Raw genomic sequence first — 13,837 nt, forward strand, 5'->3', positions numbered from 1 at the left:
GGATGCTGCCCCGGTGGACTCCAGTGCTTCCGAGAACAGCGCCGCACGGGTACGCCGGGTGCACCGCTACACCTGGTGGATGGTGATGCCGACCGCGCCGATCTACTGTCTGCTCGCGATCGTCAATCTGGTGCACGGCCGGGTCGCGGGGCTCTACAACAACGTCGAGCTGGCGGTGCTGTTGGCGGTGGTGCTGGTCATCGCGGTGGAGGGCGCCCGGGCGTGCGGGATGATCATGCGCGGCATGGGCGCGGGCGTGCGGGAGCCCGTTCGGATCACAGCGGATTTCGCCGCGTCGCTGGTCGTGCTGGGCTACGTGACCACGCGGGAGATCCCCGCCTTCCTGGTGTTCGCGCTGCTGCCCGCCCTGTTCGCGGCGGCGATCGTGACGGGGTCACGGCGCGAACACCGCTGGTGGATGGGCTGTGGCTGTGCGGTGCTGACGGCCGGGGTGGCGAGCGCGAGCGTGGTCGTGACGGGGAACGAGGAGTTCGTCCCGGTGACGGTGGGTTACGCGACGTTCCTGGTGGCGATGACGGTGTTCATGCTGCTGGTGCAGGGCTGGATATGGGACGTGGTGTGCGAGCTGGACCGGGCCCGCGGCACGGAGGCGGAACTGGCCGTGGCGCGGGAGCGGCTGAGGTTCGCCGGCGAACTGCACGACGTGCAGGGGCATCACCTGCAGGTGATCGCGCTGAAGGGGGAACTGACCGAACGCATGATCGACAGCGATGCGGACGCCGCGCGCTCCCAAGCGGCCGAGATCGCCGAAACGGCCCGTCGGGCGCTGCGGGAGACCCGCGAGGTCGTGCACGGTTACCGGCGCAGCGATCTGTCCACCGAGTTGAACAACGCGGTACGGATCCTGCGGGCGGCGAGCATCGAGACGACCGTCGAGGGCAGCAGCACTTCGGTACCGCCGCCGCTGCAGTCGCTGTTCGCCGCCATGGTGCGCGAGGGCACCACCAACATCCTCCGGCACAGCGGTGCCCGGCGGTGCGAGTTGCGCATCGACGACACCGACGGCATATCGGTGACCCTGTGCAACGATGGGGCCGGGAACGGATCGGAGCACGACGCCGGTTCGGGGATCGCCGGACTGCGGGATCGCTTCGACCCGATGCACGGCAGCGTTACGGCCGAACGTCGTGGCGAGTGGTTCGAGCTGGTCGGTCACGCCCCGGTGCCCGGGGAGGATTGAGGACTTCCCCCGCGGCCCGCTCGGTGGCATCGGAACGACCGGCACGAACCACCCGAGTACCCGAGGCGGAACGGAAACTCCGAAAGGACGCCCGAGCATGATCGGTGTCGTGCTGGCCGACGACGAGGACCTGATCCGTGGTGCCATGGCGGCACTGCTCGACCTGGAAAGCGACATCGAGGTCCTCGCGCAGGCCAGCAGCGGCACCGAGGCGGTCGAGGCCGTTTCACGCGAGCGCCCCGACGTGGCCGTGCTGGATCTGGAGATGCCCGAACTGGACGGTGTCGAGGCCACGGCCGAGATCGCGCGCGACACGGCGACCCCGGTGGTACTGGTCACCAGGCACGCCAGGCCGGGAGTGCTCAAGCGTGCGTTGAGCGCGGGGGTGCGTGGTTTCGTGCCGAAGACGACACCGGCGAGCAAGCTCGCGGCCATTCTCCGCGACGTCCACAACGGCGGGCGCTACGTCGACTCCGAGATAGCAGCCAGCGCGCTCACCGAGGGGGACTGCCCGCTCGGTGAGCGCGAGATCGAGCTGCTGCGGCACACCCAGCACGGGGCCTCGGTCAGCACCATCGCCCAGCGGGTGCACCTGGCTCCGGGGACGGTTCGCAACTACCTGTCCGCGGCCATGAGCAAACTGGGTGCCGAGACCAGGCACGAGGCCGCTCGTCGTGCCTGGGAGGAAGGTTGGATCTGACCTCCCCCGCCACGCACGAGAGTTCCACTGTGGATTCTCACTCCGAGGACAGCTCCCGCAGTGTCGCGCGCAGCGCGGCCACGGCGTCGGTGAGCTCGTCCGGGCGCACCGACAACGCGGGGCGCCACCGCAGCGAACGCGGACCGGAGGGCAGGAAAACGGTGTGATGACGCTGCCTGGCGAGGGCGGTCACCCGGTCCCGCAGCGTGCCGTCCGGGAAGTCCAGCGCGGCCATCAGACCGCGACCGCGAGGAGCGGTGACCAGATCCGGGTACTCAGCGGCCAGCCCACGCAGCTCGGAGAGCAACAACTCCCCCATCCGCGCCGCGTGGTTCAGCAGGTTCTCCGACTCGATCACTTCGAGGATCCTGGTGGCTCGCACCATGTCCACCAGGGAACCGCCCCAGGTGGAGCTGATCCTGCTGGGCTCGCGGAAGGCGTTGTCCTCGATGTCGTTCACCCGCCTACCGCCCATGACGCCGCACACCTGCAGTCGCTTGCCGAAGGCGACCAGATCGGGTTCCAGCCCCAGGGCCTGGTGCGCCCAGGGGTGGCCGGTGATGCCGCCACCGCTCTGCACCTCGTCCGCGACGGTGAGCACGTGGTGCTCCCGGCACAGCCGCTGCATCTCGCGCAGGAAGGCCGGACGCAGATGCCGGTCGCCGCCCTCCCCCTGGATCGGCTCGTAGACGAAGCAGGCGATCTCGTTGCCGTAGCGGGTCAGTGCGGCCTCCGCCGCGTCCAGTGCCTCCCGTTCTGCTGGTAGCAGTTCGGCCGTGTCCCACCGCGGCCCCGGTTCCACGGCGGGACTCGGGATCCTGGGCCAGTCGAAGGCCGGGTAGTCGCGCACCTTCCTGGGGTCGGTGTTGGTCAGCGACATCGTGTAACCGGTCCGACCGTGGAAGGCCCACCGCAGATGCATCGCGCGCGAGCCGCGCATCGGCACGCCGCGCCGCGCGTTGTGCTTGGTCTTCCAGTCGAAAGCCACCTTGAGGGCGTTCTCCACGGCCGGACCGCCGCCCTCGATGAAGAACAACCACGGCAGCTCGGGATCCCCGAACACGCGCCGCAGGGTCTCGACGAACCGGGCCTGCTCCATCGTGGCGAAGTCCGGGTTGGCCGGTTTGACCCTGCCCGCCCGCACCAGGGCCGCCTCGAACTCGGGGGTACGCAGACCGGGGTGACCGTGGCCGAGCGGTGCGGAGCTGAAGTACATCGTCATGTCGAGATACCGGGTGCCGTCCCGCAGGTCGCTGAGGCGGCATCCCTCGCCGGAGTCGAGATCGACGACCACGTCGAGCAGATCACCGGTCACCCGCGAGCGGAGTTCGTCGACGACGTTCGGGGACTGCGCCTCCGGAGCGGCGTCGTGCTCGACCGGTGCGAGTCGCTGTGCGGTCATGTTCAGCCTCCTGTGGGCCGCGACTACCTCGCCTTAAGGAATTCATACCCCAAATCACGAACAACGAGCAATATTTTCCGTTTTAACTCCGAACAAAGAGAAAGATTTTCTTGGTGTCATCCCTTTGGGCGATATTAAGCGAGAAAGATTCACTTCTCGGTGATCGCCGCGCTACTGTGACGCGCGTCATCCCCGGTGTGGAGGTGGGCAATGGACGGCGGAACCACGCTCGGCAGACGCCCGGTACTGCGGGGCGGCCTGGCCGCACTACTGACGGCCGCCGCCGCGGGACGCACCGCCGCGGCGAGCGAGCCCGGAGGTGGGCACTACCTGCTCGGTCGCGGCATCGGCGACGTGACCGGCCAGCCCGCCGAGAACGGCATGATGGGCTACGCCCGGCTGGAACAGCGCACCACCGGAATCCACCAGCGGCAACGCGCCCGCGCCTTCGTCATCGCCGAACGAACCGCCCCCGAACGGCGGGTGGCCGTGGTGACCGTGGACGCGGGAATGATCTTCGGGGCCGTGCGGCGCGCCGTGCTCGAACGCCTGGCACGCGCACACGGCACGCGCTACGGCGAGCACAACGTGCTGCTGACGGCCACCCACACCCACGCCGGACCGGGTGGCTTCTCCTGCCACACCCTCTACAACGTCACCACGCTGGGATTCCAGCCCGGCACCTTCGAAGCGCTGGTGGCGGGCATCACCGAATCGATCGAACGCGCCGACGCCGACCTGGCTCCCGGCAACCTCCACATCGCACGCGGCGAGCTGACCAACGCCAGCGTCAACCGCTCCCGCGCGGCGTTCGACCGCAACCCGGCGGCGGACCGGAACCACTTCCCCGACGCCACGGACCCGGCCACGGTGCTGCTGCGCTTCGAACGCGGCGGACGAGCCGTGGGCGCGATCAACTGGTTCGCCACCCACGCCACCAGCCTCAGCCCGGACAACACGCTCATCAGCGGCGACAACAAGGGCTACGCCGCCTACCGGTGGGAGCGCGAGATCGCGGGGGTGGACTACCGCACGGGTGACCCCGGGTTCGTCGCCGCGTTCGCGCAGTCCAACGCCGCCGACATGTCGCCGAACCTGGAGCTGCGCCCCGGAACCGGCCCCACGGACGACGAGTTCGCCAACACCCGAATCATCGGCGATCGGCAGTACACCGCGGCGGCCCGGCTGCTGCGGGAGGCGACCACCGCCGTGGACGGCGGCATCGACCACCGAATGTCCTATGTCGACATGTCGGACACCCGTGTCGCCCCGGAGTTCACCGGTGACGGAAGTTCGCACCGGACCTGCGCGGCGGCGCTGGGAGCCTCGTTCGCGGCGGGTGCCGAGGACGGTCCGGGGCCGTCCTTCTTCGAGGAGGGGGCGGGCAACAACCCGTTCTTCGGCACGATCAGCCGTGCGCTGTACCGGGCGTCACCGCGACTGCGGGACCGGCAGGCACCGAAAGAGATCCTGTTGCCGGTGGGGTCGATGGGCTGGGTACCGCGAATACTGCCGATCCAGCTGGTGCGGATCGGCACGCTGTACCTGGTCGGGATTCCGCAGGAGGTCAGCATCGTCGGCGGTCTGCGGCTGCGCCGCACAGTGGCCGCCGAACTCGGTGTGTATCCCACCGACGTCGTGGTGGCGGGCTACGCCAACGACTACGCCGGGTACCTGACCACTCCGGAGGAGTACGACCAGCAGGCCTACGAGGGCGGTCACACCATGTTCGGGAGGTGGTCGCTGCCCGCTTACCAGCAGGAGTTCGCCAGGATCGCGGCCGATATGGCCGCCGGTCGGGACAGCGAACCGGGGCCGTCCCCAGCGGGCAATCCCGAAGGGGGTGGGGTGCGGTTGCAGCCGGGCGTAGTGTTCGACTCCCCACCCGTGGGCCGGGAGTTCGGCGACGTGCTGGAACAGCCCCAGGAGCACTACCGGCGCGGAGGGACGGTGCGGGTGGTGTTCGCCTCGGCACACCCCAACAACGACCTGCACCGCGACGGCAGCTACCTGCTGGTGCAGCGCCGCTCGGCCGACGGCTGGGTGACGGTGGCCGACGACGGTGACTGGTCGACCCGGTTCCGCTGGGCACGTCGCGGGGTGGCGGCCTCCACCGCGACCGTCAGCTGGACGATCCCACCGGACGCCGCCGAGGGCGAATACCGCGTGGTGCACCACGGCGCCGCCAAGGCGGTGGGCGGGGAGATCACCCCCTTCTCCGGAACGTCGCGGACGTTCCGGGTGGGGTGAGATCCCCGGCCGGGGGTGGGGTGGGAGCGGTCCCTGTTCCCCGGCCGGGGTGGTGCCGTGCCGGATGGGGAAGGGAAGGTTCCGGCGCGGCACCGGTCTGGGGGTGTGCCCTGCTTCGGTCGCGGCGATTTCGCGAGAAATTGACGGCGCTGCGGCCGCGATTTCGTGGGAAATTGCCGCAGTGGGGGCGGTGATTTCTCGCGAAATTGACGGTGTGGGTGGCCCCGCACGGCGGTGTGCGGGGCCAGGGCGGGCGTGTGCCGGAGGTGTCGGGGTGTCACGGCACACGCCCGGGTCAGGGGTCAGGCCGCTTGGCGGAGACCGTCGTTGAAAGTCCTCACTGGACAAGGACTAGCGGTGGTGTCCTCGGCAGGCTCGTCGGGGTCGGTCGTCGGCCAGTCCTGCTCGGTGGTGGGCCAGCCCTGCTCGGTCTCGCCGTGGGCGATCCACACCGGAGGAAGCCGGGACAGCCGTGGTGGTCGGGGCGGCAGGTGCCCGATGGCGTGCAGGCAGGCGTCGCAGACCGACCGGTCGTCCTCGTCGGGCGGGCTGCTGCTGGCCCGAGCGCGGTAGGGGCCGCGTCGGGACAGGTGCCCGCACAACGCCCGCAGCCCGTGGTTTCCCGCTGGTGTGTTGCTGGGGCAGGCGTGCCACTTCGACTCGAAGACGCTGGCGAACCAGGCGTGACCGGGAGGGTCGGTTATCGGTTCGGTCCCCAGGCCAGCCGCGCCAACACCAGGGTCAGCAGCGCCAGCAGCAGCACCGCGATCTCGAACTCGGACACGTCCCCTCCTGACCAGGTGGCGCAGCGCGAGCAGCAGCAGAGTCAGCGTCACCAGGACCACCCCGCTCTGGCACCGATGGCCTCCTCCAACGCATCCCGCAGCTGCCGCGCCTCGGCGAGCGTGAACAGTGAAGCCGCAGCCGGGGCAGGCGCGAGGATCGCGATCCCGGCGGCAGTGGGTTTGATCCGCAGCACCGTTCGGCCGTGACGCTGCTGGCGACACGGGACGACCGACCACTCCGACACACCGTCCACAGTGGCCGAAACGTCGAGCTGGGCCAGGTCACGAAGCCAGGGCTCGTAGGAATGGACCGGGCTCGGCGAGTGGGCCTCGCTGCCGCCGATCACATACTGCAAACACACCCGGCAGTAGTGATGCCACCCGCCCAGAATCCGCTCCGGCGGGTGCGGGGCGAGTTCGACCGCCTCGCCACAGAAACACGCCACCTTCCCCTGACCTACACGGGCGGACTCGGCACGCTTATACGGGGCGGTGGCATGAATCTCGCCCGAACCGGTGCCGGTCACGAACCGGGGCGGCGGCACGGACAGTTCACCGAGCGACGGCATGGCGCACCACCTGCCCCCGCCGACCCGACCACGCGATCATGGAACAACACTGCGCACACAGCTCCGGATCAGCCTCCGGCTCGCCCAGCGACGTGACCTCCCCCAACCCCAGATAAACCTGACACAGCGACAACACCCACGACGCCGTGTACTCACCGGGGTGATGCTCGATCGCATGCAGCCGTGGTGTCCGGCCAGACCGGTGATCGGCCTCCGTCGCGGCCAACACCACACACACCAGACTGCGCGGAAACAACGAACCCACCTCACACCACCCCCACCAGGCAGCCGAGGTGCAAAGGTTCCAGACGCGTAGACACGCGTCCCATCACAAGCGATAGCATCAACAACGCTCCACATCAGTAGTGACTGGATGACGGAGCCAACCCCGCGTCCGAGGCCGCCAAGCACACGACGCGGGAAGGGCTACTCGTCCGGTGGTCGCCACCGGACGAGTGGTCAAAACATCGATGACTCAGCTTTCGAGCCACCTGGCGCTACACGAATTCGCTCCAGTAGCACCGACACGCATCTGAGCCACATACACGCCATACCGCATCGCTGACCTAAGTGGCCTGATCCGGCAAGGGCACGAGGTTCCACAGGCTGCGAACCAACCCTTTCTTCAATCGATCCGAAACGGACGATGGCCGACTCTCCCCACCCAGCTTGTCGCATTAGGTAGTCAACCAACGTCGCTTTGTACTCGATACAGTACAGTGTATACACTCAAGAAGACAAGCTAACAAGAAATACAAGTAGGATTACGACTTATATTTACCGCGAACGGGCGACAGTAGCTGCTCCTCAGCCGGGGCGATCCTGCTGTGATGCCCACCGGGAGGCAGACGCATGGGCACTTCGGAACCGACGATGCATCGCATCCAACTCGGCATGGAGTTGGAACAGCTCCGCACACAAGCAGGCAAGGAACGAGAAGAGGTAGCTGAGCGTCTCGGTTGGTACCCCACCAAAGTCGGCAAGGTGGAAACCGGAGCGGCCACGCTCAGCGCGGCTGAAATCGAGGTGCTTCTCGGGTACTTCGAGGTAGACGAGACCACAGCTGAGCGGGTACGTCAGCTCGGTAAGGAAGCTCGCAGACGAGGCAGCTACGGCAAGGTATCCGACTGGGCTCGCAGTTATGTCGGGATGGAAGCCGGGGCTGCCGAGATCCTCCTCTTCGCCGAGGAGCTGATTCCCGGCCTGCTGCAGACCGAGGACTACGCGCGTGAGGTAGCCAAAGCATCAGTGCTGGCAAAGGCTCCCGATATCGACCAGCTCGTCAAACGACGTGTCCAACGTCGCGAGAAGTTGTACAGCACGGATCCGCCACGCTTGTCGGTGATACTCGGCGAAGCAGCGCTGCGACGTCGGATCGGTGGAGCCGAGGTCATGCACGAGCAACTGGACCTGCTCCTCGAACTCGCCGAGTTCCAGCACGTCACACTGCAGGTGTTGCCGTTCAGTACCGGTAGCCACGCCTCGCTCGGAACCTCGTTCACCATCCTGCGGCTGCACAACAATCGCAAGCACACGATCTATGTCGAAGACATCACAAGCGCGGATTACCTGGATCGACCGCACCACCTCGATACGTATAACCTGGTCTACGAGCGGCTACGGATGGACGCGCTCGGCTTGCACGAGTCCCAATCCGTGCTGCGACAGACCATGAATGACCTTGGCGCTGGAGGGTGACGGCATGACCCCCGACCTCACCGAGGCGCGGTGGCGTAAATCCACCCGCAGCAATGGCACCGGCGCGTGCGTTGACGTGGGGATCGCGCCTTCCGCCGCTGGAGTACGCGACACGAAACTGGGTGAGGACAGCCCCACCCTCGCGTTCACACGTTCGCGGTGGGGCTCCTTCCTCGACGCGATCAAAAGCGACCGCCTCGACGGCTGAACCACTGCCGTGAAGTCCCGCTCGGTACATGCCGGGCGGGACTTTTCGCTTCTCCGGCCACGATGGCTGATCGTGATGTGCCGAGATCGAGGCGTTCGATTGCCGAGGCTATGATGGCTCCTGACCGGAACCGGCCGAGAAGTACTGAGCTCACATCCGAGGTGCGATGTCGCGGTGGCTCGAAAACGTGCAACGGCGGTCATAACGTCGCAGGTCGCAGAGGGTGCTCTCCACGGGCGTGGAGGTGGACCGTCCGCCGAAGCCGAGAAACGCCGCGCCACCTCGTGCTCTCCACGGGCGTGGAGGTGGACCGTCGACCCAGGTGCGCTCGTCGATGATCGGTTCGTGCTCTCCACGGGCGTGGAGGTGGACCGGTCGTCGTCGCAGCCTGATGGTGTTCGAGGGGGTTCTCTCCACACGTGTTGACCGGGCTGGGCGGCGCGTGGTCACCGGCAGCGATCAGGTACTCGGTACGCATCCGGCAGTAGTGGTGCCACCCGCCCAGCACCCCTCCGGCTGGTGCTGGGCGGGTCGATCGCCTCGCCTCGGAACTCGACTCCACGATCACGGAGCAGCGCACACAGCTCGAGATCAGCCTCCGGCACGGCGATCCCGGACATCTCGCCCAACCCGAGCAGGACGTGACACCGGCTCACCACTCGACGAAGGCGCCGTCCGAATCACGCCAGACCGGCGAGCGCCAGCGGTGACCGCGCTCGGCGGCCTCGCGCACCTTCGCCTCGTCGATCTCGACGCCCAGCCCGGGTGCCTGCGGCGCGGCGACGTGCCCCTCGTCGAACCGGAACGGGCTCGGATCGACCAGGTAGTCCAGCAGATCCGAGCCCACGTTGTAGTGAATTCCCCTGCTCTGCTCCTGAATCAGGAAGTTCGGGGTCGCGAAGGCGACCTGCAGGCTGGCCGCCAGCGCCAGTGGCCCGAGTGGACAGTGCGGCGCCAGCGTCACGTCGTGCGCCTCGGCCATCGCCGCGATGCGGCGCACCTCCGAGATCCCGCCCGCATGTGAGAGATCGGGCTGCGCCACGGCGATTCCGGAGGTCAGCACATCGCGGAAGTCCCAGCGAGAGAACAACCGCTCCCCCAGCGCGATGGGAATGGAAGTCGAGGTGACGAGGTCGCGGACCTTGGCGGTGTTCTCCGGTAGCACCGGCTCCTCGACGAACAGCGGGGAGAGCGGCTCCAACCGGGGCAGCACCCGGCGACTCATCGCGGTGGAGAACCGACCGTGGAAGTCCACCGCCACGTCACGCTCGTCGCCGAGCACCTCGCGCACCGCGGCGACCCGGCTGACCACCGCGTCCAGCTCGGCGGGGGTGTCGATGTGGCGCAGCCTGCCGCTGCCGTTCATCTTCACGGCGGTGAAACCGGCCTCGACCTGCTCGGCGGCGGCTTCGGCCACGTCCGAGGGCTCGTCACCACCGATCCACTGATACACCCGGACCCGCTCGCGCACCGGCCCACCGAGCAGTCGGTGCACAGGTACGCCGTAGCTCTTGCCCGCGATGTCCCAGAGCGCCTGGTCTATGCCCGCCACGGCGCTGGAGAGCACCGGACCACCACGGTAGAAACCGCCCTTGGTCATCACCTGCCAGTGATCCTCGATGGCCAGCGGATCGCGCCCCACCAGCAGCTCGGACAACTCGTCGACGGCCGCCGCGACGGTGTGGGAACGCCCTTCCACCACCGGTTCGCCCCAGCCGACGATCCCCTCGTCGGTGGAGATCCTGAGAAACAGCCAGCGAGGCGGTACCGGGAAAGTCTCCAGCCCCGTGATTCGCATGTTCACTCCGTTTCGCCTGTCGGGTTTCGCTCGTGGGGTTCGGTGTCCGCGCTTGCCGGGGGTCGCGTGCCCTCCCGGAGGAGTGCAGAGCCGAGCGAGAGATTCTGTATGACAGGTAAATCCGCGTCAACACCACATCCGGAGCAATCAAGCCCCGATCATCGGACCACTCGATTAGTATGAACTGCGTATTCGCCGACTCGTCCGAACCGGATGAAGCCTATCGATGTGAGAACGTATCTGATAGGTTTCCGATCCGAACGCCGGGGATACTCGGCGGATGCCGCCCGACGAGCGACCGAGGACACGGATGAGCGAGACCGACGAACCGGAGCGCCCGGGAACTCGGGACGCCGCGACCGAACTCGAGGAACTGATCTTCGAACGGTTCGGGGTGGGCGAGCTGCTGCCCTCCGAGTCCGAGCTGGCGACCCGGCTGGGTGTCAGCAGGCTGACCGTGCGCGAGGCGATCCGGTCACTGCAGGCACGGGGCATGGTGGAGATCCGCAAGGGAAGACGTCCCCGCGTCACCGCACCCAGCGGGGACCAGATCGGGGACTTCTTCAACACCCTGCTGCGCTGGAACCCCGGCTCGGCCTTCGAACTGCTCGAAGTCAGGCACGGCCTGGAGACGCAGACCAGCACGCTCGCCGCGAACAACGCCGGTTCGAGCGACGTCTCCGCGATGGAACTGGCGATCAGGGCGATGGACCAGGCCGAGGACGCCACCGAGTACCACGAGGCCGACCTGCGGTTCCACGAACTGCTGGCGCGAGCCTCCGGCAACCGGATGCTGGCACTGCTCATCGAGGCGCTGGCGGGCAGCCTGCACGACAGCATGATCGCCAGTTACCGGGGACACCGGAAGCTGGGCGGTTCGCACGCCGACGCGGCCGAACAGCACCGCGAGGTACTCGACCGGGTCCGACGACGCGATCCCGGCGGAGCGGCCGAGGCGATGCGCAGGCACCTGCGAACCACCGAGCGGGATCTGCGCGCCGTGTTCAACACACCCCCGGGGAAACCGGAAGAAGACCCCCCGGGCGAGCGACAGGATTCGGACTGCTGAGCGAAAGCAGCGGCAGTGTCCGAACCGGGCGGCACCGTCCGGATCGGCAGAACCCGGCACGAAAGGATTCTTCGGCTTGCACAGCGATTCGAACGTTGCCGTACACCGGGCCGAACAGTTGACCGAGAACCGCGCCGAGCACGGCGAGGGACCGGTCTGGGACGAGGCCACCGGACAGCTGCACTGGGTGGACATGCTCGCCGGGGACCTGCTGAGCATGGTCCCGGGCGGCACCGTCGGCCGCACCAAGGTCGGAACCGTGGCCGCCGTGGCACGGCCGGTGGTGGGCGGTGGTCTGGTGCTGGCGCTGGAACGGGGCTTCGCCCTGCTGCGGCCGGGCAACGAGACACCGGAGTCACTGCCCGAGTTGTGGAGCGACCCCTCGGTGCGCATGAACGACGGCGGGTGCGATGCCCTCGGCAGGTTCTACGCGGGATCGATGGCCTACGACGAATCCCCCGGTCGTGGGGCGTTGTGGCGGCTGCACGGCGACCTGAGCACCGAACGGGTGCTGGACGGGGTGACCATCTCCAACGGTCTGGTGTGGACCCCCGACGGTGGGGCGGCGTACTACGTGGACACCCCCACCCGGCGCATCGACCGGTTCGACGTCACGCCGGGCACCGGCGAGCTGCACGACAGGCGTCCCGTGGTGCGGATTCCGAACGAGCTCGGCGCTCCGGACGGGTTGACGCTGGACGCCGCGGGCTGCCTGTGGGTCGCGCTCTGGCAGGGCGGGGCGGTGCACCGCTACAGCCCGGAGGGCGAGCTACTCACCAGGGTGGAGCTACCCACACCCCAGGTGACCGCCTGCGCGTTCGGCGGAGCCGACCTGGACACCCTCTACATCACCACCTCCCGGCAGGGCATCGAGAACCGGGAGGACCCCCACGCGGGCGCGTTGTTCCGCTTCGATCCCGATGTCCGGGGCAACCGCGTGCACCCGTTCCGGACCGAGGAGGACGCTTGAGTCCCGAGGTGATCACCTTCGGCGAGACGATGGGGCTGCTGCTGGCGGAGCAGGGACAACCGCTGGAACACGCGGCGGGGTTCCGGCGTTCGATCGCCGGAGCGGAGTCGAACACGGCCGTGGGGCTGGCCCGTCTCGGTCACCGCGTGGGGTGGTTCGGGCGGGTGGGCGACGATCCGTTCGGCCGTTCCGCGCTGCGTACCCTGCGCGGCGAAGGAGTCGACGTCTCCCGGGCGGTGGTGGACGAGTCGCTGCCCACCGGGCTGCTGGTGCGCGACGCGCACGCGCACCGCCCCATCGAGGTCTGCTACTACCGGAGTGGCTCGGCCGGCAGCGCCCTGCACGAGGGGGACGTGGACGAGGAGTGGATCGGTGGGGCCGGGTTGCTGCACCTGACCGGCATCACCGCCGCGCTGTCCGAGGACGCGAGAACGGCCACCGAACGGGCGGTGCGGGCGGCGCGGGATGCCGGGGTTCCGGTGAGTCTGGATCCCAACATCCGGCGCAAACTCGCCGGGATCGAGCGATGGGTCGAGCTGCTGCGCCCACTCACCGAGCGAGCCGACCTGGTACTGACCGGTCTGGACGAGGCCGAGGAGATCAGCGGGGGCGTCGGCGAGCGTGCCGCCGCCGGGTGGTTGCTCGAACGGGGTGCTCGGCTGGTGGTACTCAAACTGGGCTCGCGCGGCGTCTGGGCCACCGACGGTGAGCGGGAGTGGTTCCAGCGGGCGGCCGAGGTGCCCGCTGTGGATCCGGTGGGGGCGGGTGACGCGTTCAACGCCGGGTTCCTCTCCGCACAACTGCGGGGGATTCCGGTGCCCGAGGCGTTGTCCGAGGCCGCCACCGTGGCGAGCAGCGTGGTGCAGATCCCCGGGGACATGGACGGCCTCCCCGACGCGCGGCTGCGGGATCTGGCCGTGGGGGACGAGCAGGTCACCGCACGCTGAACCGTTCGACCACCCGTTGCGGAGTCGGCACGGCCCCGGTGGCGTCGATTTCTCGCGAAATTGACGTGCCGCTGGGGCGGCACGGCGGAGGCGGGCGTCGATTTCCCACGAAATCGCCGGGCCGCTTCGATGCCGGGCCTTCGCCACTTCCAGTGCCGAACCCCCAACCACCCGCGCAGCTCGCACCGCCGCGGGTTCTTCCGTGCGGCGTCGATTTCTCGCGAAATCGCCGCCGTGGGA

Annotated in this window: 12 protein-coding genes; 8 read left to right on the top strand and 4 right to left on the bottom strand. The window is 68.3% G+C overall.

Going from position 1 to position 13,837, the window contains the following annotated elements:
* Positions 1-13: 13 nt before the first annotated feature.
* Both BM150_RS24535 and BM150_RS16615 read left to right on the top strand, forming a co-directional pair.
* Complete coding sequence (locus BM150_RS24535; RefSeq protein WP_217641696.1) at positions 14-1,201, top strand: sensor histidine kinase; 1,188 nt, start codon at positions 14-16, stop codon at positions 1,199-1,201.
* Positions 1,202-1,298: 97 nt separating this feature from the next.
* The gene (locus BM150_RS16615; RefSeq protein WP_092928192.1) at positions 1,299-1,901 is read left to right on the top strand and encodes a response regulator transcription factor; all 603 of its coding nucleotides are present in this window, start codon (positions 1,299-1,301) and stop codon (positions 1,899-1,901) included.
* A gap of 37 nt (positions 1,902-1,938) precedes the next feature.
* Here BM150_RS16615 and lat read toward each other — a convergent pair whose 3' ends face one another.
* Positions 1,939-3,303: an L-lysine 6-transaminase gene (gene lat, locus BM150_RS16620; protein WP_092928193.1), complete on the bottom strand. Its 1,365-nt coding sequence runs from the start codon at positions 3,301-3,303 to the stop codon at positions 1,939-1,941.
* A 210-nt stretch (positions 3,304-3,513) separates the two neighbouring features.
* Between lat and BM150_RS16625 the strand changes: the two genes are divergently transcribed.
* Complete coding sequence (locus BM150_RS16625; RefSeq protein ID WP_092928194.1) at positions 3,514-5,553, top strand: neutral/alkaline ceramidase; 2,040 nt, start codon at positions 3,514-3,516, stop codon at positions 5,551-5,553.
* Between the two features lie 302 nt (positions 5,554-5,855).
* Here the strand turns inward: BM150_RS16625 and BM150_RS23815 are convergent, their stop codons facing one another.
* Together BM150_RS23815 and BM150_RS24205 are read right to left on the bottom strand one after the other, a co-directional pair.
* Positions 5,856-6,389, bottom strand: a complete 534-nt coding sequence (locus BM150_RS23815; protein ID WP_139219565.1) for a hypothetical protein — start codon at positions 6,387-6,389, stop codon at positions 5,856-5,858.
* Positions 6,386-6,907 carry a hypothetical protein gene (locus BM150_RS24205; RefSeq protein ID WP_175496874.1) on the bottom strand — a complete coding sequence of 174 codons (522 nt, stop codon included), beginning with the start codon at positions 6,905-6,907 and terminating at the stop codon, positions 6,386-6,388. Before BM150_RS24205 ends, BM150_RS23815 begins: the two co-directional genes overlap by 4 nt.
* Positions 6,908-7,759: 852 nt before the next feature.
* Between BM150_RS24205 and BM150_RS16640 the strand changes: the two genes are divergently transcribed.
* Complete coding sequence (locus tag BM150_RS16640; RefSeq protein ID WP_092928196.1) at positions 7,760-8,605, top strand: helix-turn-helix domain-containing protein; 846 nt, start codon at positions 7,760-7,762, stop codon at positions 8,603-8,605.
* Positions 8,583-8,813 carry a DUF397 domain-containing protein gene (locus BM150_RS16645; protein WP_342752589.1) on the top strand — a complete coding sequence of 77 codons (231 nt, stop codon included), beginning with the start codon at positions 8,583-8,585 and terminating at the stop codon, positions 8,811-8,813. Before BM150_RS16640 ends, BM150_RS16645 begins: the two co-directional genes overlap by 23 nt.
* A 652-nt stretch (positions 8,814-9,465) precedes the next feature.
* Here BM150_RS16645 and dgoD read toward each other — a convergent pair.
* Positions 9,466-10,611, bottom strand: a complete 1,146-nt coding sequence (gene dgoD, locus BM150_RS16650; protein WP_092928264.1) for a galactonate dehydratase — start codon at positions 10,609-10,611, stop codon at positions 9,466-9,468.
* Positions 10,612-10,921: 310 nt separating this feature from the next.
* On the opposite strand from dgoD, the gene BM150_RS16655 reads away from it, so the two are divergent.
* The 3 genes from BM150_RS16655 (at position 10,922) to BM150_RS16665 (ending at position 13,597) form a co-directional block, all read left to right on the top strand.
* A complete protein-coding gene (locus tag BM150_RS16655; protein ID WP_092928197.1) occupies positions 10,922-11,680 on the top strand; it encodes a FadR/GntR family transcriptional regulator in 759 nt (252 codons plus the stop codon).
* 76 nt (positions 11,681-11,756) lie between these two features.
* Positions 11,757-12,650, top strand: a complete 894-nt coding sequence (locus tag BM150_RS16660; protein ID WP_092928198.1) for an SMP-30/gluconolactonase/LRE family protein — start codon at positions 11,757-11,759, stop codon at positions 12,648-12,650.
* Positions 12,647-13,597 (top strand): sugar kinase, encoded by a 951-nt coding sequence (locus tag BM150_RS16665; RefSeq protein ID WP_092928199.1) that lies wholly within the window; start codon positions 12,647-12,649, stop codon positions 13,595-13,597. Before BM150_RS16660 ends, BM150_RS16665 begins: the two co-directional genes overlap by 4 nt.
* Positions 13,598-13,837: the final 240 nt, after the last annotated feature.

This window comes from Actinopolyspora alba, assembly GCF_900112765.1.
Taxonomy (GTDB): Bacteria; Actinomycetota; Actinomycetes; order Mycobacteriales; family Pseudonocardiaceae; genus Actinopolyspora; species Actinopolyspora alba.

Bases quoted from the DNA above. Each gene is read 5' to 3' on its own strand.
- BM150_RS16615 (WP_092928192.1), top strand. From the start codon at position 1,299: ATGATCGGTGTCGTGCTGGCCGACGACGAGGACCTGATCCGTGGTGCC.
- BM150_RS16640 (WP_092928196.1), top strand. From the start codon at position 7,760: ATGGGCACTTCGGAACCGACGATGCATCGCATCCAACTCGGCATGGAG.
- BM150_RS24205 (WP_175496874.1), bottom strand. From the start codon at position 6,907: ATGCCGTCGCTCGGTGAACTGTCCGTGCCGCCGCCCCGGTTCGTGACC.
- BM150_RS16625 (WP_092928194.1), top strand. From the start codon at position 3,514: ATGGACGGCGGAACCACGCTCGGCAGACGCCCGGTACTGCGGGGCGGC.
- BM150_RS16645 (WP_342752589.1), top strand. From the start codon at position 8,583: ATGACCTTGGCGCTGGAGGGTGACGGCATGACCCCCGACCTCACCGAG.
- lat (WP_092928193.1), bottom strand. From the start codon at position 3,303: ATGACCGCACAGCGACTCGCACCGGTCGAGCACGACGCCGCTCCGGAG.
- BM150_RS16655 (WP_092928197.1), top strand. From the start codon at position 10,922: ATGAGCGAGACCGACGAACCGGAGCGCCCGGGAACTCGGGACGCCGCG.
- dgoD (WP_092928264.1), bottom strand. From the start codon at position 10,611: ATGCGAATCACGGGGCTGGAGACTTTCCCGGTACCGCCTCGCTGGCTG.